This is a genomic window from Maribacter polysiphoniae, from assembly GCF_003148665.1.
Lineage (GTDB): Bacteria > Bacteroidota > Bacteroidia > Flavobacteriales > Flavobacteriaceae > Maribacter_A > Maribacter_A polysiphoniae.
The window spans coordinates 50,328-72,980 of the sequence record NZ_QGGQ01000008.1; the positions used below are offsets into that span (position 1 = coordinate 50,328).

Below are 22,653 nucleotides of genomic sequence, written 5' to 3' on the forward strand. Positions count from 1 at the left end.
ATACGTGTTTATAGTTTCTACTCCTTATTCGGCATTGTCCAAGAAATCCTTCAATTTTTCGGACCATTTATCAAATACGGATTTTCGTTCCCTTGTTTGTGTCTTGGCATTGGTGTTACCTTCTTCATGATCGGCCAATACCATTTCTTCCTCTTCTTCTGTTTGGTGGGACACCATTATCTTCACATCATTCTTCACAGCATTCATAAGCAATCCTACAGCAGTCGCATATAATGGGCTAGCCACCTCTTCATCCGTATCCCCGGCCAAGTGTTCATTGGGATACCCTATCCTTGTATCCATACCGGTGATATATTCCACCAATTGTTTAAGGTGTTTTAATTGACTACCCCCACCTGTGAGGACAATACCGGCAATCAATTTTTTCTTTTGCTCTTCGTGACCATAATTCTTTATCTCAACATACACCTGTTCGATAATCTCCACAACCCTGGCGTGAATGATCTTTGAAAGGTTCTTGAGTGTTATTTCCTTGGGTTCACGACCTCTTAATCCAGGAATGGAGACGATCTCGTTGTCCTTGTTTTCCCCTGGCCATGCCGAACCAAATTTAATTTTCAATAACTCGGCCTGCTTTTCGATGATCGAACAACCTTCTTTAATATCTTCCGTAATTACCCCTCCACCAAACGGAATTACCGCTGTATGTCTGATAATCCCATCTTTAAAAATCGCCAAATCGGTAGTACCACCCCCTATATCGATCAAGGCTACACCGGCTTCTTTTTCTTCCTGACTTAAAACCGCATCGGATGAGGCCAATGGTTCCAAGGTAATCTTACCTAGGTCCAAGCCCGCACTTTTAATACATCTACCTACATTCTTTATGGAAGAAACCTGTCCTACAACGACATGGAAATTGGCTTCCAACCGGCCGCCATACATCCCAATCGGTTCTTTGATCTCGGCCTGACCGTCAACTTTATATTCCTGTGGCAATACATGTATTATTTCCTCCCCGGGAAGCATTACCAATTTATACACCTGATTACAAAGTCTATCCAAGTCATCCTCATTGATCACCTCCTCAGAATCGGCCCTTGTGATATAGTCGCTATGCTGTAAGCTTCGGATATGCTGACCAGCAATACCGACCACTACGGAACCAATTTTCAATCCCGAATTGATCTCAGCCTGTTCAACGGCCTGTTGAATGGATTTTATGGTTTGTGTGATGTTATTGACCACACCCCGGTGTACGCCCAAACTCTTTGACCTACCGATACCCAGTATTTCAATCTTCCCATATTCGTTTTCCTTACCGATTATGGCAACAATTTTGGTAGTTCCGATATCTAAACCAACTGAATATTTACCCTGTTCCATTTCTTAATTATATTTTGGTGCACACTACTTGATTGTTAAACTCCAGACTTACAATGTTATATTGTTCCAAGGTCTCATCCTTGTTCGCCTTCGTATAAAATGCCTTAAAGTTGTTGAATTTTTCCTCCAGATTATCTACCCCACCCAAGTTCACTACGAACTGCTCCATTCTAAACCTCAATTGATACTTCTCTTCACTCGCTATATGAATGCCTATTACATTTTTTCTTAAGAAGTCATCCTTATTTATATATTTCAAAATTTCATAAACATCCTCAAGGCTTTTTCCCGTTACCTTTCCGGTAATAATTGGGACCCTCGCAGAATGACTCGTGGATAATGGCATACGTTTTCCGTCATCATCCAGATAAAACTTCGATTCCCCTTCAATTCTTCCGATTGGCTTGCGCTGTACGATTTTCGACGTAAGTCCCCCATTTACAGCAAGATAAACCTGAGCACTTTTTACCATTTCATTGGCCTCAACGACCTTCTCCATAGTATTCAAATCTAATTTTTCTTTAGACTCATTTACAAGGGGGCCAAATTTTTGTATTAACAATTTATTAACCATGGCCTGAGTGATATAAAGATTATGGTCACCGACGAATTCAATATTAAAATCATTCACTGTTTTCTGACCACTTCTGTGATTCGAAAATGCGTAAAGCCCAGTGATTACCACCAAAAGAGCCATCAACTTTATGTAGTTCCAATTAACCCGCATATTCCAATTCCTTTTTTATTTTCGAAACTTCCAATCCAATATCCCCTGCCCCCATAGTCACCAAGACCTCAGGGTTCTGTAATTTTATTTCATCGATAAGTTTTGATTTCTCCACTAGTTTCTTCATGGGGTTATCTATCATATTCAGCAACCATGAGGAAGTGACCCCTTCTATAGGCTCTTCCCGTGCCGGATAAATATCCAATAACACAATACTGTTGAATTGTGATAAACTCTTTGCGAAATCATCCGCAAAATCCTTTGTCCTTGTAAACAGGTGTGGTTGAAAAACAGCCAAAACCTTTTTATTGGGATGCATCTCTGAAATCGCATGATAAACCGCATCTATCTCTGTAGGATGATGGGCATAATCATCGATGAACACAAAACCATCTTCCTTGATTTTATAAGAGAACCTTCGTTGTACCCCCTTAAATGACTGCAAGGCATCTGCCAAAAGCCTTGGCGAAGCACCTGTCTCCGTTGCCATGGCAAAAGCAACCAAGCCATTAAGCAGGTTATGTCTTCCTGGTTTATTGAACTTCACCCCTGTCAATGTCAATTCCGGAGTAACCAAATCAAAAATATATCCCCCCTCCTGAACCCTTGGGTTTCCAATACAATAATCCGAGTCATCGTCGATACCATAGGTAATACCCTGTAACGGCAAACCGTTACGTACATAAAGCTTTCCACCGGACTCCAATTTATCGGCAAATTCCCCGAAAGACCTTATTAGTTCGTCATTGCTGCCATAAATATCCAAGTGATCGGCATCCATTGAGGTAATACAAGCAACATTGGGCTGCAACTGCAAAAACGAACGATCGTATTCATCTGCTTCCACTACGGAATATTCAGTCCCCTTAAACAGGAAGTTACTATCAAAATCTTCTGAAATACCCCCTAAAAATGCCGTAAATGGCGTCCCTGCCTCATTGAGCAAATGCGCCAAGATACTTGAAGTGGTCGTTTTACCATGCGTACCGGCAACAGCAAAACAGAACGTATCCCTGGTAATGATACCCAGTACTTCAGACCGCTTTTTCACGGTAAATCCATACTGTAGAAAATATTGGTATTCGGTATGACAATCCGGAACGGCGGGTGTATAGACTATCAAGGTGTTACTAGGGTCCATATACCTCCCATCAATGGAAGCAACATCATCGTTATAATGAATATGGATCCCCATTTCGGAAAGTGCCTCGGTCAGAGGGGTCTTGGTCTTATCGTACCCTGCAACATGCTTCCCAATGAACATAAAATAACGTGCCAGGGCAGACATGCCAATGCCTCCCACCCCAATAAAATAAACGTTATGTATATCCTTTAAAGTCATTTAGTCCCTTATCAATTTTTCAATTTCATCAACTATGGCGGCCGTTGCATTGGGCATGGCCAATTTCCTTATGTTATCCCCTAACTGTACTTGTTTTTCCTTTGACTGGAACATTTCCTGAAAAACCCCCTCAAAGTTTGCGTCCAATTCTTTCTCCCCGACCATTATGGCGGCATTTTCACGAACCAAGGCCATGGCGTTTTTTGTTTGATGATCCTCGGCTACATTGGGAGAAGGAATAAAAACCACCGGTTTACCTACAATACATAGTTCGGATACCGAACTTGCCCCTGCCCTTGATATAATAAAATCACTGACCGTATAGGCATAATCCATTCTATTCAGGAAATCAACTACCTTAACATCCGACGTGTTGAACTTTTTATATTCTTCAAAATAGAGTTTACCACATTGCCATATCACTTGCACGCCCAATCCTTTGAAATAGTCCAACTTTTGTGCGATCAGTTGATTGATTCTCCTTGCCCCAAGGCTTCCTCCCAAAACCAACAAGGTGGGCTTATCCATCTCCAATCCGAAAAAATCCAATGCCTCTTTTTTGTCTTTACCCAGCGTTACCAAGTCCCCACGTACAGGGTTTCCTGTTTTTACAATTTTCTCCGATGGAAAAAAAGCTTCCATACCGTCATAGGCAACACAGATCTTAGCGACCTTATCCTTCAATAATTTATTGGTGATTCCGGCATAAGAGTTTTGTTCCTGTAAAACACAAGGTATTCCCCTACCAGAAGCCACCTTCAATAAGGGACCACTGGCAAACCCTCCCGTACCAACAACGGCATCGGGTTTGAATCTTGAGACTATTTTACCTGCTTTGAACAAACTACTAATCAATTTTATCGGAAACATTAAATTCTTAAGGGTCAGTTTCCTTTGCAACCCCGTAATCCATAATCCTTCAATAGGGTACCCAGCCTGGGGCACTTTCTCCATTTCCATCCTATCCTTGGCTCCAACGAACAGAAACTCAGCCTTAGGGTGTCTTTTTTTTAGCTCATTCGCTATGGCGATTGCAGGATATATATGCCCGCCAGTTCCGCCACCCGACAATATAAACCTGAGCGCTTTTATCGGGTTATCCCCATTTGCCATATTATGTTTTGCTGAACCCATATAACCAATTCTATAATTGTCCGCTTAATATTTCCAAAGGATTCGCTTCATCCACATCAACATTCTTATTTTCCTGAACCTCATACTTTCTGCTGGCACTCAACACTATCCCTATGGCCAAACAAGTCATCCAACTTGATGTACCCCCACTACTGATCAATGGCAAGGTCTGTCCGGTAACCGGAAATAATTCCACCGCTACAGCCATATTTATCATGGCCTGAAAGACAATAGGCAAACCTGCCCCCAGCACCAGTAATTTTCCAAATACCGAGTGATTACCGTTGGCCACCACCACAATGCGAAACAACAACAGCAAATAGAAGAACATGAGCACGAAACCACCGAGCAAGCCGTATTCCTCAACGATTATCGCATAGATAAAATCCGAGGAACTCTGGGGTAAAAAGTTTTTTTGGACACTTTTTCCCGCTCCTTTTCCAATTACACCCCCAGAGGCTATGGCTATCTTGGCCCTCTCAATTTGATAATCAGCCTCAGTATCTTCCGGATTGGCAAAACTCTCGATCCTACTTATCCATGTATCAACACGATTCGGAAACAAATCAGGTACCGCCTTCGCCGTTAAAATGAACAGGGTAAGACTCAATATCCCCACACCTACGATTCCCAGTATATATTTTATGGGATATCCGCCTAAAAAACACAACAGGAGCACCATGGAAAACATAATGGCAGCCGTGGAAAAATTCGCAGGTAACACAAGTACTATAACCAAGAATACCGGAATCCAAAGTGGCAGAATACTTTCCTGGAAGGTCACCACCTTATCCTTGATCTTGGATAAGTAGCGCGCTACATAAATCATTAAGACCACCGCAGCCAAGTTGGATGTCTGAAAGGTGATACCCACTAAGGGAATACGAATCCATCTACTGGCATTGGCCCCATCGATGGTGGTTCCTTGCGCCAAAGTGAATATCAATAACACCAAAACTATGGGCATCGCAATCAACGATAAGCCCTTAAAAAAATGGACCGGGATTTTATGTACCCCATATATAATCCCAAAACCCAAAAACAATAGAAAAGCATGTTTTACCAAATGCCCGCCGGTGGTACCATTACCAACGACATACACCAAGTTGCTACTGGCGCTATAGACAGGTAAAAATGAAAACAAGGCCAAAAGTGCCACAACGGCCCAAATGGCTTTATCCCCTTCTATATTTTTAATAAAATCCAACACGTTTATAAATTTTTAATCGCTTCCTTAAACTGGTTTCCCCTGTCCTCGTAATTTTTGAACAAATCAAAACTTGCACAGGCCGGGGACAACAAAACAGTATCGCCTCGTTCCGCTATTTTATATGCGACCTTCACCGCTTCTTCCATAGCGTAGGTTTCCACCAATAAATCGACGACATTGCCAAATGCATCCACAATCTTCGAATTATCGGTACCCAAACAAATAATGGCTTTCACCTTTTCCCGTACCAAGGGCATCAACTCCTTGTAATTGTTTCCCTTGTCAACCCCACCAACAATCCAAACCGTTGGCGCGCTCATGCTATCCAACGCAAAATAGGTAGCGTTAACATTCGTAGCCTTGGAGTCATTGATATACTGCACATGCTGAATTTTCAGCACCTTTTCCAATCGATGTTCCGCTCCTTGGAAATTGGCTACACAATCCCGTATGGTCTGCTTACGGATTCCTACAAGTTTGGCCGCCAGTGATGCCGCCATGGTATTCTTTAAATTGTGTTTTCCTTCCAGTGCCAGTGTGCTCGTTTTCATTTTTATTATCTCGTTATTAATCTTAATCACTATTTCATTGTCCTTTAAAAAAGCCCCTTGTTCCAATTCCTTTTGAATTGAAAACGGCATTACTATGGATTTGACCGGGTGCTTGGCCAACCAAGACTCGATTACCTCATCATCGGCATCGTAAATCAAAAAATCCCCATCCGTCTGGTTCTTCGCTATCCTGAATTTAGAAGCCACATAATTCTCAAATTTATAATCGTAGCGATCCAAATGATCAGGGGTAATGTTCGTTAAAATAGCTATATGTGGTTTAAAATCAACGATGCCATCCAACTGAAAACTACTTATTTCCAAAACATAGCATTCGCATACTTTTTCAGCCACCATCTTGGCGAAACTATCGCCAATATTACCCGCCATACCAACATTTAAACCGTCTCCCTTTAAAATATGGTGGGTGAGCATTGTCGTGGTGGTCTTCCCATTGCTCCCCGTAATCCCAATAATCCTCGCATCGGTAAATAGTGATGCGAATTCAATCTCGGAAATAACAGGTATACCTTTGTCTACCAGATCAACAATCAAGGAAACCGTATCGGGTATACCTGGGCTTTTCATGACCACATCGGCATTCAATATTTTTTCCTTGGAATGGTTTTTCTCTTCCCAATCGATCCCATAATGTTCAAGAACGTTCTTATATTCCCGCTTTATTTCTCCTTTATCCGAAACAAAGACTTCGTATCCTTTCCTTAATCCCAAAATAGCGGTACCTACCCCACTTTCCCCTCCACCAAGGATTACCAAGCGCGCCATCTAGCGTATTTTTAAGGTAACAACCGTTATAATGGCAAGCATGATCCCTACAATCCAGAACCGGGTAACGATCTTACTTTCATGGTATCCCCTTTTCTGATAATGATGATGCAATGGGGCCATCAAGAATATTCGCTTCCCTTCCCCCAACTTTTTCTTGGTGTATTTAAAATATCCTACCTGTAGCATCACGGAAATAGATTCTGCGAAGAATATTCCACATAATACAGGTATCAACAATTCCTTACGTATGATTATCGCTATAACGGCTATGACCCCACCAATCGTCAAACTTCCCGTGTCTCCCATAAATACCGTCGCAGGAAAGGCATTGTACCATAGGAAACCGACCAAGGCCCCTACAAATGCCGTTACAAAAACCAACAATTCACCAACGCCGGTGATATACATGATATCCAAGTAGTCCGAAAAAATAATATTACCCGACACCCAAGTAAAAATACCTAGGGTGAATACGATTATTGCCGATGTACCCGCGGCCAAGCCATCTATACCATCGGTAAGATTGGCCCCGTTTGAAACGGCAGTAACAATCAAAATGATCATAGGAATGAAAATCAACCAAACATAATCCTTTGCCCCCTCACCGGCCCATGCGATAAGGTTACCATAATCGAACTCATTGTTCTTAATAAATGGAACCGTTGTCCTTGTTGATTTGATATCCATACCTTTTACATGCTCTACCTCATATTGCTTGGTGATGATACTTTTATCATGATCACGCATGGTTACTTGGGGGTGGAAATATAGTGTGGCACCCACAATCAGCCCCAAAACCACTTGGCCCAAAATCTTGAATTTTCCTTTCAGCCCTTTTTTGTCTTTTTTAAATATTTTGATGTAATCATCTATAAAACCTATGACCCCCATCCAAAGGGTGGTCACAATCAAAAGGATAACATAAACATTGAGGATATCGGCAAACAACAACACCGGAATCAGTGTCGCCATAATGATAATCAAACCTCCCATTGTCGGGGTACCCGCTTTTTGTTCCTGACCTTGCAATCCTAAATCCCGTATACTTTCCCCTATTTGCTTACGTTGCAACAAGAGGATCACTTTTTTACCGTATACGGTGGCGATAACCAAAGAAAAAAGAATGGCCATGACCGCCCTAAAGGAGATAAAACCGAATAGGCTTGCCCCTGGCAACTGGTATTCTTTTTCTAAGTAGTCAAACAAATAGTATAACATTCCTGGTATGCTTAATTCAATTATTTATCCAATGCCCTTAATACTTCCCTTACTATTTTAAAATCATCAAAATCTATCCGTTCCCCATTGGTTTCCTGATAGGTTTCATGCCCTTTCCCGGCAATTAGGATAATATCCTTGGGAAGTGCCAATTGACATGCCGTTTTAATGGCCTGTTTACGATTCTCTATAGACAATATCTTCCTTACGTTCTGAGGTTCTACCCCAGCTTCCATTTCCTCTATGATCATCGTGGGTGATTCCGATCTCGGGTTGTCCGAGGTGAAAATGGTTTTGCTACTCATTTGGGAAGCGATTTTGCCCATTACCGGACGCTTAGACTTGTCTCGGTCGCCACCACACCCCACAACGGTGATGACGTTTTCATTTCCAGTCCTCAATGTGTCAATTGTCTCGAGCACATTTTTTAAGGCGTCCGGCGTATGGGCATAATCCACTATTGCCGTAATTTTTTCCTTTGATATAAAATATTGGAACCTGCCGTCCACATTATCCAATTCACTCAGCAAACGAAGTGTTTCCAATTTTTCAAGACCCAATAGGTCTGCCGTGGCATATATGGCCAAGACGTTGTAGGCATTGAAACTACCTATAAGTTTGGTCCATAACTGATCTTCATCTATCCTCAACAGTTGGCCATCGAATTGACTTTCCAATATCTGCGCCCTATAATCCGCATAGGATTTTAAGGCATAGGTGAATTTTCTGGCCTTGGTATTCTGCAACATTACCGACCCATTCTTATCGTCGATATTGGTCAATGCAAACGCCTTATTGGACAAATTGTCGAACAAGGATTTTTTGGTATCCCGATAATCGGCAAAGGTTTTATGGTAATCCAAATGATCATGGGTGAGATTGGTGAAAATAGCACCTTCAAACACCAAACCTTCCGTTCTTTTTTGATGGATCCCATGGGAACTCACCTCCATAAAACAAAATTCAACACCTTCGGCACTCATAAGCGCCAAGTGCTCATTGATGGTCAGTGCATCCGGAGTGGTATGGCTGGTCGCATATTCCTTGTCATCGACCATGATTTTTATGGTAGATATCAAACCTACCTTAAAACCGGCTTTCTTGAACAACCTATACAATAGACTACTAATGGTCGTTTTACCGTTGGTTCCGGTAATACCCACCAATTTCAAGTTCTTCGATGGGTTGCCATAATAATTGGAAGCCATTATGGCCAGAGCCTTGTTTCCATTGTCCACCTCAACATAGGTCACCCCATCCACTATTTGTTCGGGCATGGTTTCACAAACAATGCATACCGCCCCCGAATCAATAGCCTTTTCTATATACTTATGACCATCTGTCAATGTTCCCTTTATCGCAACAAAAACATCATCCAAGCCCACTTTTCGCGAATCGAAAGTAATGGCATTGACCATGGTATTGGTAGAACCACTAACTGCCGAGAGGCTAACCCCAAATAATATGTCTTTTAATAAATTCACGAAAGTTCCAGTATTATCTTTTCCACTTTACTAATATCCGTCCCTTGGGAGATGGATTGTTTCTTTACCTTGCCATTGCCCTTAATCTCCACGGTTATCCCGAGATTTTCAAGAATAGAGATGGCATCCATACCACTCATTCCTTTTACGTTAGGTACTTTCTTGTATTTTTTTTGGGCTTCGGCATAGTACTTCTGATATGATTGCTCCAATTGTTCATCCTCTCCCTTCATCATTTCCACCTCATCGATCAAAGGATTGGTGGCATATACTTTTTGTGCCACGGATTTAAAAACCGGACCGGAAACATCGGCCCCGTAATACCCCACACTTTTATCGGGCTCATGAATGACTACGATACAGGAGTACTTAGGCTCCTCTGCCGGGAAATACCCCGCAAAGGTTGAGATATACTTTAGTTTGTCTGGATCCTTCGAAACATAATCCTTCTGTGCAGTACCTGTTTTTCCTGCCATTGAAAAATTCGGGGAGTACAACCTATGTCCCGTACCGTGTTTTTTCTCAACCACATCCTTCAACAACTGTTGCACTTTGGCCACTGTTTCCTTGGAACATATGGAAGGATTGATGACTTCCTTCTCAAATTTCACAACAGTCCTATTCCATTCCTTTACTTCTTTGATCAACCGTGGCTTCACCATTTCCCCATCATTGGCAATGGCATTATAAAACGTTAAGACCTGTAAGGGTGTCATTGAAATCTCATAACCATAGGCCATTTGCGCCAATGAAAGTCCAGACCACCCCTTATCACCTGGAGATCGCAACACCGGCTTACCCTCTCCTTTTATAGGCAGCCCCAACTCGGTCCCAATTCCCATATTAAGAAGATGATTTACATATTTTGAAGGGTTCTCCTTATATCCATTGTGAATGGTTTTCGCAAAGGCCGTATTCGAAGAAACCTCAAAAGCCTTGGCAATTGAAATTTTACCATAACCCCCATGTTTGGAATCCTTAACCCTATGATTATAGATTTTCCAATATCCCTTTTCGGTATCGACCACCGAACTGGTATCGATGACCTTATCGTCCAAAGCCGCGACCAAATTCATTAGTTTGAATGTAGACCCCGGTTCATGGGATTCCCCAATAGCATAATTCAATCTTTCGTAATACCTACCCTCTTGGGTTCTACCTAAATTGGAAATAGCCTTTACCTCACCTGTTTTGGTCTCCATGACTATCACGGTGCCGTGATCGGCCTTATAATGTTCCAGTTGCTTTAACAAGGCATGGTGGGCAATATCCTGTATATTGATATCAATGGTTGAAATAACGTCGTAGCCATCTTTTGGCTCAACGATATTATCCATACCTATGGGCTTCCATTGACCTTTGGCAATTTTTTGCTTTAAACGCTTACCCTCTACCCCTCTTAGGTATTGACCAAAAGCCCCCTCAAGACCCACTCGGGTATAATAGCCGTTTTCATCCTTGCGCTCATAGCCTACGCTACGTTCAGCAATTTTCCCTAAAGGGTGTTCCCTCACAGTTTTTTGTTCAACGATCAAGCCTCCCTTATAAGGTCCTTTGCGCAACAACGGAAAACCCTTCACATCCATATATTCTGAATAATCCAGATTACGCACCAGTAGGGTGTACCTGTTTTTATTGGCCTTGGCCTTACGCAAGAGTTGTTGGTAATGGGACGATGATTTTCCCGTTAGTTTTGCCAGTGCTTCGGAAAGAGGTTTCACATTTGCCTTAAAATCAGCATCACTAACCGTTACCGCATCAAAGCGAATGGTATATTTTGAAACTGAAGTAGCCAACAAACTACCATCGTCGGAATACAGATTACCACGGTTCGGGGCAATCGTAAACATTCGCTCTGTTCGTTTATGCGCCAGGTCCCTGTACTTATCGCCATGAACCAACTGAATACTCACCAACTTAAAGAGCACAGCACAAGCGAACAGGAAAAGAAATCCCGCCACAATGTATAATCTGTTCAATATGCTCTTTTCGGTAACTGCCATTACTCCTTAACTGATTTTACCTTTATTTTTTTTGGTGGTGTCTCTGAGGGAAACAACCCTTTACTTTCAACAATTTTGGTGATTGTGGATTCCAACTTTAAACGCTGCACATCCGAACGCAGATCTACAAATTCACTCCTGAGCTCCTTTACTTCCTCGTTCAAAGCCGCTATCTGATGTACTTTTCTATCGGCACTATGGGAACTTCCTATCATAACCGTAGCCAAAAACGAAATAAAAATTATAAACAACCAATGTTTAGGAGCGTCACCACTCACCAAAAACTTACCTCTGAGTACGTCTAAAATCCCTTTTTTCATTTATGTGTTCAAATACGTTCCGCTATTCTTAATTTTGCACTCCGTGCCCTGTTGTTCTTTACTATCTCTTCTTTCGATGGCACGATCAATCCTCCAACTTTTTTCAAGGGAACATCGATATTCCCATATAAATCCTTTTCAGGCTCACCCTCGAAAAGTCCAGCCCTTATAAATCGTTTCACCAAGCGATCCTCCAGGGAATGATAACTGATGACACTCAACCTTCCTCCCGGGACCAATAATTCGGGTACCTGCCCCAAAAACTCCTTGATCACCTCAATCTCCTGATTCACTTCTATACGAATCGCCTGATAGATCTGGGCCAGTATCTTATGTTCCTTATGTTTTGGCAAAAACCTTCCCAAAACCCCTTTTAATTGTGCCGAAGTCTTTATGGGTGCCTCCGCCCTACTTTCTATGATCCTATTGGCCATGGCATTTGCATTTCGCAAATCACCATATTGAAACAAGACCCTTCTTAAATCATCGTACTGATAACCATTGACCACATCATAGGCCGAAACAAGCCCCTTTTGGCTCATTCGCATATCCAGATCAGCATCGAACCGGGTAGAAAACCCTCGATCCGCCTTGTCGAACTGATGCGACGAAACCCCAAAATCAGCCAGGATACCATCTACTTTCCGAATGCCATAGAACTTTAAAAACTGTCTTATATACCTAAAATTCTCATTGATCAACACCAGCCTTTCGTCATCAATCTTATTCACCAAAGCCTCTTCATCCTGATCAAATGCAAGCAATTTCCCTTCAGGGCCAAGCCTTTCCAAAATCTCTCTGGAATGCCCACCTCCACCGTAGGTCACATCCACATAAACCCCGTTTTCCTTGATGGCCAAGCCATCAACAGATTCTTTTAGAAGTACAGGATTATGATACATCGGGAATATTTTCACCTAAACCACCCATTACATCCTCAGCCAAGACCTCAAATTCCTCATCGGTAATCTCAATGGCCTGCTCATAACTATCCTTATCCCATATTTCTATAATATCAACAGAAGGACTCAAGGCTATTTCCTTAACAATACCTGCAATTGACATTAAGTTTTTGGGAATCAACAACCTACCCGCATTATCAATCTCCACCTCTTTGACACCCGCCATAAAAATCCGGATGAAATCATTGTTCTTTTTTACAAAGCGATTCAGTTTTTTGATCTTAAGCATCATCTCATCCCATTGGGACATGGGCCAAAGTTCCAAACATGCACCGCTCACCGAACGCTTTAGGACGAAGCCATCCTTCAAAACAGGCAAAAGCCTATTTTTTAGGGCAGAAGGCAGCATTACCCTACCTTTGGCATCTGCTTTACAATAATATGCTTCGTTAAAATTTATCACGCTAAAGTGCTGGTTTCTCTATTTAAAACTCAAATATATAGAATTTATTACCACAATTTACCACTATTTACCACTTTGTTGATAAGTTCATGCCTTTTGAACCCACATATAATCGCACCTTACCCGATCAATAGTTGGCTCCAATAGAAAAAACAATCACGACTTTGTATGCAGATATGCACTAAATACTAAGGGAGCAATGAAGGCGTATTTTAAGGAATTGCCTATCTTTGTTCATTAAGACCAGAAGAATTCTTAATGGAAGAACAAATTATTACAGAGGGCAAATATCGATATATAGAGAAGGGAGAGGGAGTCCCCATTATTATTTTGCATGGTCTTATGGGAGGGTTGAGCAATTTCAGGGGCGTCTCTGAACATTTTCCCCCAAAAGGATACAAAGTATTGATTCCAGAACTCCCGATATACACCATGCCGTTGTTGAAGACCAACGTCAAAAGTTTTGCCAAATACCTAGAAAGATTCATTGAGTTCAAGGGATTAAAGGATGTCATTCTTTTAGGGAACTCCCTTGGTGGACATATTGGCTTACTGCACACCAAACTATATCCTGATATGGTAAAGGCCCTGGTCATTACCGGTAGTTCAGGCCTATATGAAAGCGCTATGGGCGATGGTTATCCAAAACGCGGGGATTACGAATTTATAAAGAAAAAAGCGCAGGACGTATTTTACGATCCGGCAGTAGCCACCAAAGAGATTGTTGACGAGGTTTTCGCAACGGTCAATGATAGGGTTAAACTGGTAAAGACATTGGCGATTGCCAAAAGTGCCATTAGACACAACATGTCCAAGGATTTACCCAAGATGAATACCCCGACATGCATAATTTGGGGAGAGAACGATTCCGTAACCCCTCCCAATGTCGCTAAGGAATTTCATGAACTGCTGCCCGACTCCGATCTTTTCTGGATCAAGAAATGCGGCCATGCCCCTATGATGGAACATCCCGACCAATTTAACGACATTCTCGATGCTTGGTTAGAGAAACGGAATTTCTAAACCCCATACCCCATGAAAATCAAGTCGGCCGACTTCGTTATGAGCAATTCAGATGTTGCGAAATGTCCGAATGAACCCCTACCCGAATATGCGTTCATTGGGAGGTCCAACGTTGGCAAGTCATCCTTGATCAATATGTTGACCGAACGCAAAAGTTTGGCCAAAACTTCCGGTAGGCCAGGAAAAACACAACTCATCAACCATTTTAAAATCAATGGGAATTGGTTTTTAGTTGATTTACCCGGATATGGCTATGCCCGTGTATCCAAAAGGGACAAAAAAACTTTTCAAAAATACATTACCGATTATTTTTTAAAGCGGGAACAATTGGTGAGTGCCTTTGTATTGGTTGATATTCGTCATTCACCCCAGAACATCGACATGGAGTTTATGGAATACTTGGGCGGGAATATGGTTCCTTTCAGTATTGTATTCACCAAAGCCGATAAATTGAAACCTGCGATTATTGAAAAAAACGTAGCCAACTATTTAAAAGAATTGACGGCTGGGGCTTGGGAAGAAGCCCCGAACCATTTTGTAACCTCATCCTCTAAAAACATCGGTCGTGATGAGCTCCTTATATACATCGACGAAATTAACGAACAGTACTTCAAGGAAACCAAATAACGGCCTTATATTCTAGCCGTAATCAAGTGCATTAATCCTTCGGGACTTTCTAGTTTATCCAATTCATCCTTCGAAACAAGAACCTCGAAGCCACCTTTTGAGCCAATCAATATCACAGGGAAATCGAACTTATACCCAAACTTCGATGCATATAATGCCTTAAATTCGTCTTTGTGCAGAAACTCCATTTGCAATGGGGAATTCTCCCTGAATTCCTTCCACGCCTTCTTTTCCGAGAATACCCCATAGGTAATATCGCAAAGATTACATGCATACGTATCCGGGCTGAAAATTTTATGGGCACTATCGAATATCTTATTGCGAATACCTGAATCCGCATTATAGATAAAAATCAATCTTTCTTGATCTGACACTCCCTTGTTTTTTGACTCCATAGGCTTATTGCTGTACCTTTTAGGTCTCTAAAAACCAAAAAAACTTACAGCCTAAAAAAATAGGAAGCCGACCGACCCAACAACAACATCCCCCTACGAAAAGACAACTTAGGTATTATCGCATTTCAAAGGGTTGCCCGGTACTTTCAAGGGCCGCAAACCAGAAACCACCTTCCATGTTGATTTTCTTCCTTGTGGTGGTAACCGCAGAAATAGGAAGGTAAACATATTGATTGTTCACCCTACCCACTACGAATTTTGTTTTACCAGCCATGGCACCATGCAAAGCATGATAGGCCAAACCACTACAAAATACACTATCCCCAGGGTTGGCAGGAGCACTTCTGATAATATAGCTAGGATCGATATATTTAATGGTCACCTCATAATCCAATTTCTTGAAGAAGGCTGAAATTTCACTTTTCAGTAAGAGCCCAATATCATCATGTTGCACATTTCCGGAAGCATCGGTAACTTTATCCTTCCCGTCCTTATTGAATAAATTCTGACCCGCACCTTCTGCCACAACGATAACCGCATGTTGTTTGGTGTCCAATCTTCTTTTGAGGGTTTCCAAAAAGCCATTCTCCCCTTCCAATTCAAAATGCATTTCGGGCACAAGAACAAAATTGACGACAGGCATTGAAATTGTCGCCGATGCAGCGATAAACCCACTGTCGCGCCCCATAAGTTTTACAATGGCGATACCATTGTAAGCACCTGTTGCCTCATTATGCGCATCCCTGATAATCGGGTTTGCCACATGATATGCGGTTTCAAAACCAAATGTCTTGTCTATGATACTGACATCATTGTCAATAGTCTTGGGAATACCGATGATTGAAATATTCAATCCCCGCTTGGCAATTTCCTCGCCAATGGCATTGGCACCTTTCAACGTACCGTCACCCCCAATGGCGAACAACATGTCTATTCCATTATCATATAGGGTGTCTACCATGGCACTTACGTCCTGACCCCCTCTTGAAGAACCCAAGATGGTTCCCCCGAACTGATGTATATCTTTTACGTATTCCGGAGTTAAATCAACAAAACCATGACCATAAGAAGGAATCAAACCTTCATAACCATAACGTACCCCTAGTATTTCCTTAACCTCATAAAAATAATGCAATCCCATAACCAAACTACGTATCACATTATTGATCCCAGGACACAAACCACCACAGGTAACGATGGCTGCTTTGGTTTTTTTAGTATTGAAGTATATTTTTTCCCTAGGACCTGCTTTCTCAAGAGCAACAGGCTCCTGTTCACCCTTGATACAATTATTGTGGTCATTTAAAGAGATGTATCGTAAAACCCTATCCTTATCGGTAACAAAGTTAAAGATATCATCACCCTTCCTTTTACTTAATCCCAAAGGCGATTCATATTGTGCTTCGCCTAAAACATCGATATCAAATTTCTCTACGTCTTCCATATTTCGATAGTTTATTGTTGTAACTAAAACAAGCTTCAAAAGTACTACAATTGCTTAAAATTCTCGCACTGAATCAAATCAATCTTATACTAAATTTTGCTTTTTTTTGAGGTTTTTGGGTATATAGGATATATATAACTAAAACGCATTAGCACAATACGACTACCCTTCCTAAATCCCCATTAGCCAAACGCTTTATTTGTTCAATTCCAGTTTTTCGGCAAAATATTCGCAAAAATCCTTCATGGTAGCCGTCATTTTTTCGTCCTGGGTGGCTTTCATAAAGCTATCGGACATGGACACCAGCGTTTGATGAAAAAAGACCTTCATCTCATCTACCGGCATATCTTTGGTCCAAAGATCGATTTTCAGGGATTCCTGATTCTTGCTATCCCAAACAGAAAGCATCATCGCCTTGGCCTCTTCATTGTCTATTCCGCCGTCCTCTGCGGACCACGTAAGCGTTTCGGGGACCCGATTCTCATCCAATCCCACTTTTAAACGTATCTCTGATGTATGTAATTTTGCCATTTATTTATTTGGTTTGTAATTGGATTTTTTAAATATATCCTCTGCAGGAAGGTTCATGAGTTGTTGCAAAGACACCTCGTTTTTATTCATAAAGGACCGCACAATCCGCCAACCTACATAACGACCCAATCGCCCTGGGGATTCATTATCCAACTCCAATCCGAATTTTGAAAAAGGCGCTGGATCCAAGAATCGCAAGGTTAATTTATTATCGGTACTATAGAGTAATTCCCGTTCAATGAAATGCCTCCACATAGGTTCTTCATTGGCCATTGCCCAAGCCAATTCATCTTCGGAATAATTGATCTTCTGCCCATCGGTTTGAAAAGGCATTATTTTATCCTTAAGGTACAAGATCTTACCGTAGTAGATCATACGATCTAAAAAAGTACGCCCTTGCAATCGAGGAACGATCTTCTGGGCATAAGCATTGGCTATATCACTAACGATATACTTCCGATCCATGCCAGCAGCGATATATTTCTGTATTCCGGTATAGTATCTATGATCCGCCCCCAAATAATTATCCAATCCTACCAACAAAAGAGTATCTGTCAAAATTATCCGGTTCTCATGATCAACGTCATTGGTCACCGTTATTATCTTAGGTGCGGAATACTTTGGAAAGTAATATTTTATATACTTAAAAAGCAATTCAATATCTGCAACCTCGTTTTCGAAATCACTGAATTCATCCATGACCTCGCCCCGCAATTCAATTTGAAGGGAATCCTGCAATTTTGCCACCCACACACTATCCGGTGCAGGAAAGAAATAAGGATATTCCTTTCTTAGTTTGGGAATATCGGATGGTGTCGCTTTTGCAAATTCGTTATCGAATCGTGAAACCTGGACAACCAAGGGTATTTTTTTTACTTCTGCCTCAATTTTATCCTCATTTTTACAACCCATGACGACAAACGTTAACAATACCAGTAAATAAAACGACTTTTTCATTTAATTGAAATTTTGATTTTTTCTTTTAACGAACAAAAAATGGTTTGTACCATTTCAAAGAAAGATCTTTTAAATTTTAATCTTAACCTGTAAGGCTTTATTTTTATCGGGCAAAGTTAGTTGTTTTAACCAAATAAAATATTTCATGAAAACCGAAAAAGTAATCGACCATATTGTTGACTGGCTTAAGGATTATGCAGACAAAGCCGGAATCAAAGGATTCATCATCGGTATATCAGGAGGAATAGACTCCGCGGTCACTTCTACACTTTGTGCCAAAACGGGGCTGGACCTGCTTTGTCTGGAGATGCCCATACACCAAGCCGAAAGTCAAGAAACCAGAGCTTCACACCACATAGATTGGCTAATTGGCAATTTTGAAAACGTAAAACGTCAGGCGGTTGACCTCACCCCTGTTTTCGATAGCCTTATTGCTGCACTACCAGCCGTGGAAAATGAAGAAGACCGTTTTATGTCACTCGCCAATACAAGGGCCAGGTTACGCATGGCCACTTTATACTATTTTGCCGCTTTAAACGGTTATTTGGTCGCCGGTACAGGAAATAAGGTCGAGGATTTTGGGGTTGGTTTCTATACCAAATATGGTGATGGCGGGGTAGACCTATCCCCTATTGCGGACCTTATGAAAACCGAAGTATATGATATCGCCCGTTTTTTGGGTGTCAACCAAGATATTGTAGTTGCACCGCCAACCGACGGACTTTGGGGGGATGACCGTACCGACGAAGATCAAATCGGGGCCTCTTACCCTGAATTGGAATGGGCCATGAAAATGAATGACGAAGGAAGGACTGTCTCTGAATTTTCTGACAGAAAAAAACAAGTCTTCAGTATTTTCAAAAGATTGAACGCAGCCAATCAACATAAAATGCAACCCATACCAGTTTGCACTATACCGAATGACCTGAAATAACCGATTAACTAAAAATCAAGCACATAAGACGAGTATAATGCATTGTTTCATTAAATAAATTGAAATTTGCCTATTAAATTAGAGAAATTACCACTACATTACGTGTCAGTATTTAAACACAACCAACTTGGTAAAATTTCTAGAAAAAATTTAACAAAATGATTAAAGTGCTAATTGCGGATAACCATCCTATTATTAGAATGGGTGTTAAACAAGTATTGAACAATGCAAGTGGATTTGAGGTTATAGATGATGTTTCAACTACTTCGGAGCTTTTTAACAAGCTTGAAACAACCTCCCCTGATGTGGTAATGTTAGAAATGGACATTCCTGAAATCAATGGTATCGCCACTTTAAGAAGGATGAAAAAAGAATATCCTGATGTAAAAGTATTAATGTACAGTGGACAATCTGAGGATGTTTATGCCCTCAGTACCATTAGGGCTGGTGCATTCGGCTACCTTTCCAAGGCTTCTGACGTAGACTACATCATTTCAGCCGTTAAGAAGGTCAGTGAAGGAAACATGTTCATCACCAATGAACTTGCACAACGTCTGGCTTTTGATGAAGGAACCCAAAAACCCCGTAGATTCTTTAGAAAATTATCTACAAGAGAGGTTGAGGTCCTTAAATTATTAGCGAGTGGAAAACGTAACAAGGATGTTGCCCTAGGACTTAATCTTAATGAAAAAACGGTAAGTACCTATAAAGCCCGACTAATGAAAAAATTGAATGTAGATAACATGGTCGACTTATTACAACAAGCCAAAGCATTGGAATTGTACTAGGTACTAACGGTTAAAATATGTAAGAAATCCCTGACTGACCGGTCGGGGCTTTTTTGTTTATTGGGACTACATTCAACCCATAGTCCGAAATCAGGAAAGGACCCTATTCAATTTTTTATTCAATAACTTGTTCAGTTGCAAATAGTTCATGATTTCCTCTAGGGTTTCCCTATTGTCTATCGTGCTATCCTCAGTACTATTTTGCAAAGCCTCCATTCTTTTTTTGATCAGATAACAACGCAGTGTCAAAATCGTCTCGCTAACCAATTGGGCTACCCCGATTTTCTTATCCTTGGGATAAATATCCTTACTTTCCCAATTATGTAGGGTGTACTTTTCCTCTTCCATTAAAATGGATGAGATCTCGGCGACCATTTCTTGATCCAAATCAGCAATAAACGTATTGATTGCGAAATCCTCCGTCCGGTTCAAAGCTTCAATCAACTGGTAATAAATATTTTTGAATTGTGGATTGGTCAACTCAATTTCGTCATCCTGAAGGTCTAAATATATTTTTTCAAAGACTTTGGATTCAAGTGATTCCGGTTCCAAAACCAAATCACCTTCCTCATTCTCCTTCAAGATCAAATCCTCAAATTTCTCTTGCCGATTGCCATAAAGCAACAACAACTCAATAATCTTACGTTCCAGTTCGTACTGTACATCGACCTTTTGGGGCAAAGGCTCGTTTTTGACGACATCGAATGCCTTATGTTCCTGCTTTACTTTTTTTGAGGCATCGGCAATATCCTTTTTACTGATCTGCGCCAGCGTATTGAACAAGACGGCCTCCGAAATGTTCATGATCTGTGCACATTCCTGTATATAGATCTCTTTTTGTATTCGATCTGGAATCTTGGATATACTATGTACAATATCCCTTACGGTATCTGCCCTTTTTATAGGGTCATTGGCCGTTTCCTTGACCAATAAGGAAGCCTTGAATTGGATAAAGTCCTTTGAATTCCCCTCAAGGTATTGGGTAATTTCCTCCAATTCGTTGTTCTTCGCAAAACTATCGGGGTCTTCCCCTTCCGGAAACGTACAAACCTTTACGTTCATGCCCTGCTCCAGAATCAAATCAATACCTCGGAGCGATGCCCGTAAGCCCGCCGCATCTCCATCGAACAGTACCGTTATATTCTTGGTCAACCGGTTAATAAGGCGAATCTGCTCAGGGGTTAGTGCTGTTCCACTGGAAGCCACAACATTGTGTATTCCCCTTTGATGGAACTGGACCACATCGGTATACCCCTCAACCAAATAACAGTTGTCCTCTTTAGCTATGGACTGTTTGGCATAATAGATCCCGTAGAGGACTTTACTCTTGTGGTAAATATCACTTTCTGGGGAATTTAGATATTTGGCAGCCCTTTTATCATTGGTCAAAATTCGACCCCCGAAACCCAACACCCTTCCACTCATGGAATGGATTGGGAACATGACCCTGCCTTTAAAACGATCGAATTTCTTAGGGCTATTCGGATTATTGGCATCCTCTTTTACAATGGTAAGTCCGGTTTTTTCAAGATATTTGAGCTTATACCCCTTGTCCAGGGCAGCATTGGTAAACCCATCCCATTGATCCAAACAATACCCTAAACCAAATTTCCTTATGGTCTCATCAGTAAAACCCCTTTCCTTAAAATAGGTAAGTCCAATAGCCTTTCCCAATTCCGACTCCCACAACATTTGGGCAAAATGGGCCTGGGCAAATTCAGAAACCAGATACATACTCTCACGTTCATTGGCCTCCTGCTTTTGTTCATCGGTACGCTCGGTCTCCTCTATCTCAATATTGTATTTTTTTGCCAAAAACTTAATTGCCTCCGGGTAGGTAAAATGCTCATGCTCCATAAGGAAGGCCACGACATTACCCCCTTTACCACTACTGAAATCCTTCCAGATTTGCTTTACCGGTGACACCATGAAACTCGGTGTCCGCTCATCGGAAAACGGACTTAGGCCCTTAAAATTGGAGCCTGACTTTTTCAATTGCACAAAATCACCGATAACCTCTTCCAAACGGGCGGTTTCATATACTTTATCTATGGTCGATTTTGAAATCATTGGTTTTATAAAATAGCCAATAAAAATAGTCAATTTTAGCTTATCTTAGCCCATCTATTCTAAGCAGATGATACTATTCTTTGGTACACGCCCCGGAAAGGAGAAAATACGAAAACTACACAACTTAAAATGTAGTTTTTGTGGACAGGTCAATACACTTACCGCATACATCCGATCGAATTACTTTCACCTATTTTGGATCAAGCTTTTTAAAATATCGACTAGTGAGGTGATTGAATGTTCCCATTGTAAACGAGTATATTACAAGGATGAGTTTACAGAAGCAATGAAAGAGGTTTTAAAACAGAAAGACCCCATAGCATAAAACACCCCCTAAAACGGAAACGAAAAACAGAAGAACCCTTGAAGCTTATGCCACAAGGGTTCTTTTTCA

22 protein-coding genes are annotated in these 22,653 nt (G+C 41.2%); 5 read left to right on the plus strand and 17 right to left on the minus strand.

The genetic code is table 11. From position 1 onward, the window contains the following. Window positions 1-24 precede the first annotated feature (24 nt). The 12 genes from ftsA to LX92_RS15510 are packed head-to-tail and all read right to left on the minus strand — an operon-like array spanning window position 25 to window position 13,490. Window positions 25-1,347, minus strand: coding sequence for a cell division protein FtsA (gene ftsA / locus LX92_RS15455; protein WP_109652554.1), 1,323 nt, complete (start codon window positions 1,345-1,347; stop codon window positions 25-27). 7 nt (window positions 1,348-1,354) lie between these two features. Continuing rightward, the gene (locus LX92_RS15460) at window positions 1,355-2,074 is read right to left on the minus strand and encodes a cell division protein FtsQ/DivIB (RefSeq protein ID WP_109652557.1); all 720 of its coding nucleotides are present in this window, start codon (window positions 2,072-2,074) and stop codon (window positions 1,355-1,357) included. Further along, a complete protein-coding gene (murC, locus tag LX92_RS15465) occupies window positions 2,064-3,416 on the minus strand; it encodes a UDP-N-acetylmuramate--L-alanine ligase (RefSeq protein WP_109652560.1) in 1,353 nt (450 codons plus the stop codon). The genes LX92_RS15460 and murC overlap by 11 nt, the downstream gene beginning before the upstream one ends. Then, on the minus strand, window positions 3,417-4,550 hold the full coding sequence (gene murG / locus LX92_RS15470) for an undecaprenyldiphospho-muramoylpentapeptide beta-N-acetylglucosaminyltransferase (RefSeq protein WP_223308388.1): 1,134 nt from the start codon (window positions 4,548-4,550) through the stop codon (window positions 3,417-3,419). 10 nt (window positions 4,551-4,560) lie between these two features. Continuing rightward, window positions 4,561-5,760, minus strand: a complete 1,200-nt coding sequence (locus LX92_RS15475) for an FtsW/RodA/SpoVE family cell cycle protein (protein ID WP_109652563.1) — start codon at window positions 5,758-5,760, stop codon at window positions 4,561-4,563. 2 nt (window positions 5,761-5,762) lie between these two features. Further along, window positions 5,763-7,097, minus strand: coding sequence for a UDP-N-acetylmuramoyl-L-alanine--D-glutamate ligase (murD, locus tag LX92_RS15480; protein WP_109652566.1), 1,335 nt, complete (start codon window positions 7,095-7,097; stop codon window positions 5,763-5,765). Next, the gene (gene mraY, locus LX92_RS15485) at window positions 7,098-8,318 is read right to left on the minus strand and encodes a phospho-N-acetylmuramoyl-pentapeptide-transferase (protein WP_109652569.1); all 1,221 of its coding nucleotides are present in this window, start codon (window positions 8,316-8,318) and stop codon (window positions 7,098-7,100) included. It abuts the gene before it with no gap. A 20-nt stretch (window positions 8,319-8,338) separates the two neighbouring features. After that, window positions 8,339-9,802 (minus strand): UDP-N-acetylmuramoyl-L-alanyl-D-glutamate--2,6-diaminopimelate ligase, encoded by a 1,464-nt coding sequence (locus LX92_RS15490; protein WP_109652572.1) that lies wholly within the window; start codon window positions 9,800-9,802, stop codon window positions 8,339-8,341. Then, window positions 9,799-11,805 (minus strand): penicillin-binding protein, encoded by a 2,007-nt coding sequence (locus tag LX92_RS15495; protein WP_109652575.1) that lies wholly within the window; start codon window positions 11,803-11,805, stop codon window positions 9,799-9,801. Before LX92_RS15495 ends, LX92_RS15490 begins: the two co-directional genes overlap by 4 nt. Then, window positions 11,805-12,125 carry an FtsL-like putative cell division protein gene (locus LX92_RS15500; protein ID WP_109652578.1) on the minus strand — a complete coding sequence of 107 codons (321 nt, stop codon included), beginning with the start codon at window positions 12,123-12,125 and terminating at the stop codon, window positions 11,805-11,807. Before LX92_RS15500 ends, LX92_RS15495 begins: the two co-directional genes overlap by 1 nt. Window positions 12,126-12,133: 8 nt before the next feature. Beyond that, window positions 12,134-13,027, minus strand: coding sequence for a 16S rRNA (cytosine(1402)-N(4))-methyltransferase RsmH (gene rsmH / locus LX92_RS15505; RefSeq protein WP_109652581.1), 894 nt, complete (start codon window positions 13,025-13,027; stop codon window positions 12,134-12,136). After that, a complete protein-coding gene (locus LX92_RS15510; RefSeq protein ID WP_170117870.1) occupies window positions 13,017-13,490 on the minus strand; it encodes a division/cell wall cluster transcriptional repressor MraZ in 474 nt (157 codons plus the stop codon). Before LX92_RS15510 ends, rsmH begins: the two co-directional genes overlap by 11 nt. Before the next feature lie 258 nt (window positions 13,491-13,748). On the opposite strand from LX92_RS15510, the gene LX92_RS15515 reads away from it, so the two are divergent. After that, complete coding sequence (locus LX92_RS15515) at window positions 13,749-14,513, plus strand: alpha/beta fold hydrolase (RefSeq protein WP_109652584.1); 765 nt, start codon at window positions 13,749-13,751, stop codon at window positions 14,511-14,513. A 12-nt stretch (window positions 14,514-14,525) separates the two neighbouring features. Further along, window positions 14,526-15,140 carry a ribosome biogenesis GTP-binding protein YihA/YsxC gene (yihA, locus tag LX92_RS15520; protein ID WP_109652587.1) on the plus strand — a complete coding sequence of 205 codons (615 nt, stop codon included), beginning with the start codon at window positions 14,526-14,528 and terminating at the stop codon, window positions 15,138-15,140. Between the two features lie 5 nt (window positions 15,141-15,145). On the opposite strand, the gene LX92_RS15525 is transcribed toward yihA, so the two are convergent. The 4 genes from LX92_RS15525 to gldB form a co-directional block, all read right to left on the minus strand. Then, window positions 15,146-15,514: a GTPase gene (locus LX92_RS15525; RefSeq protein WP_244915938.1), complete on the minus strand. Its 369-nt coding sequence runs from the start codon at window positions 15,512-15,514 to the stop codon at window positions 15,146-15,148. 136 nt (window positions 15,515-15,650) lie between these two features. After that, on the minus strand, window positions 15,651-16,979 hold the full coding sequence (locus tag LX92_RS15530; protein ID WP_109652592.1) for an ATP-dependent 6-phosphofructokinase: 1,329 nt from the start codon (window positions 16,977-16,979) through the stop codon (window positions 15,651-15,653). A gap of 195 nt (window positions 16,980-17,174) precedes the next feature. Beyond that, window positions 17,175-17,510: a gliding motility protein GldC gene (gene gldC / locus LX92_RS15535; RefSeq protein ID WP_109652596.1), complete on the minus strand. Its 336-nt coding sequence runs from the start codon at window positions 17,508-17,510 to the stop codon at window positions 17,175-17,177. Further along, on the minus strand, window positions 17,511-18,467 hold the full coding sequence (gene gldB / locus LX92_RS15540; RefSeq protein ID WP_109652600.1) for a gliding motility lipoprotein GldB: 957 nt from the start codon (window positions 18,465-18,467) through the stop codon (window positions 17,511-17,513). Window positions 18,468-18,612: 145 nt separating this feature from the next. On the opposite strand from gldB, the gene nadE reads away from it, so the two are divergent. Together nadE and LX92_RS15550 are read left to right on the plus strand one after the other, a co-directional pair. Next, the gene (gene nadE, locus LX92_RS15545; protein WP_109652602.1) at window positions 18,613-19,401 is read left to right on the plus strand and encodes an NAD(+) synthase; all 789 of its coding nucleotides are present in this window, start codon (window positions 18,613-18,615) and stop codon (window positions 19,399-19,401) included. 158 nt (window positions 19,402-19,559) lie between these two features. After that, window positions 19,560-20,189 (plus strand): response regulator, encoded by a 630-nt coding sequence (locus tag LX92_RS15550; RefSeq protein ID WP_109652605.1) that lies wholly within the window; start codon window positions 19,560-19,562, stop codon window positions 20,187-20,189. Between the two features lie 90 nt (window positions 20,190-20,279). Here the strand turns inward: LX92_RS15550 and dnaG are convergent, their stop codons facing one another. Next, window positions 20,280-22,259: a DNA primase gene (dnaG, locus tag LX92_RS15555; RefSeq protein WP_109652608.1), complete on the minus strand. Its 1,980-nt coding sequence runs from the start codon at window positions 22,257-22,259 to the stop codon at window positions 20,280-20,282. A gap of 67 nt (window positions 22,260-22,326) precedes the next feature. On the opposite strand from dnaG, the gene LX92_RS15560 reads away from it, so the two are divergent. Next, complete coding sequence (locus LX92_RS15560) at window positions 22,327-22,584, plus strand: zinc-ribbon domain-containing protein (protein WP_109652611.1); 258 nt, start codon at window positions 22,327-22,329, stop codon at window positions 22,582-22,584. The last annotated feature ends 69 nt before the right edge of the window (window positions 22,585-22,653 follow it).

Excerpts from the sequence above, each read along its gene's own strand:
- ftsA (WP_109652554.1), bottom strand. The coding sequence starts at position 1,347 with ATGGAACAGGGTAAATATTCAGTTGGTTTAGATATCGGAACTACCAAA.
- LX92_RS15460 (WP_109652557.1), bottom strand. The coding sequence starts at position 2,074 with ATGCGGGTTAATTGGAACTACATAAAGTTGATGGCTCTTTTGGTGGTA.
- murC (WP_109652560.1), bottom strand. The coding sequence starts at position 3,416 with ATGACTTTAAAGGATATACATAACGTTTATTTTATTGGGGTGGGAGGC.
- murG (WP_223308388.1), bottom strand. The coding sequence starts at position 4,550 with ATGGGTTCAGCAAAACATAATATGGCAAATGGGGATAACCCGATAAAA.
- murD (WP_109652566.1), bottom strand. The coding sequence starts at position 7,097 with ATGGCGCGCTTGGTAATCCTTGGTGGAGGGGAAAGTGGGGTAGGTACC.
- mraY (WP_109652569.1), bottom strand. The coding sequence starts at position 8,318 with ATGTTATACTATTTGTTTGACTACTTAGAAAAAGAATACCAGTTGCCA.
- LX92_RS15495 (WP_109652575.1), bottom strand. The coding sequence starts at position 11,805 with ATGGCAGTTACCGAAAAGAGCATATTGAACAGATTATACATTGTGGCG.
- LX92_RS15500 (WP_109652578.1), bottom strand. The coding sequence starts at position 12,125 with ATGAAAAAAGGGATTTTAGACGTACTCAGAGGTAAGTTTTTGGTGAGT.
- rsmH (WP_109652581.1), bottom strand. The coding sequence starts at position 13,027 with ATGTATCATAATCCTGTACTTCTAAAAGAATCTGTTGATGGCTTGGCC.
- LX92_RS15515 (WP_109652584.1), top strand. The coding sequence starts at position 13,749 with ATGGAAGAACAAATTATTACAGAGGGCAAATATCGATATATAGAGAAG.
- yihA (WP_109652587.1), top strand. The coding sequence starts at position 14,526 with ATGAAAATCAAGTCGGCCGACTTCGTTATGAGCAATTCAGATGTTGCG.
- LX92_RS15530 (WP_109652592.1), bottom strand. The coding sequence starts at position 16,979 with ATGGAAGACGTAGAGAAATTTGATATCGATGTTTTAGGCGAAGCACAA.
- gldC (WP_109652596.1), bottom strand. The coding sequence starts at position 17,510 with ATGGCAAAATTACATACATCAGAGATACGTTTAAAAGTGGGATTGGAT.
- gldB (WP_109652600.1), bottom strand. The coding sequence starts at position 18,467 with ATGAAAAAGTCGTTTTATTTACTGGTATTGTTAACGTTTGTCGTCATG.
- nadE (WP_109652602.1), top strand. The coding sequence starts at position 18,613 with ATGAAAACCGAAAAAGTAATCGACCATATTGTTGACTGGCTTAAGGAT.
- LX92_RS15550 (WP_109652605.1), top strand. The coding sequence starts at position 19,560 with ATGATTAAAGTGCTAATTGCGGATAACCATCCTATTATTAGAATGGGT.
- dnaG (WP_109652608.1), bottom strand. The coding sequence starts at position 22,259 with ATGATTTCAAAATCGACCATAGATAAAGTATATGAAACCGCCCGTTTG.
- LX92_RS15560 (WP_109652611.1), top strand. The coding sequence starts at position 22,327 with ATGATACTATTCTTTGGTACACGCCCCGGAAAGGAGAAAATACGAAAA.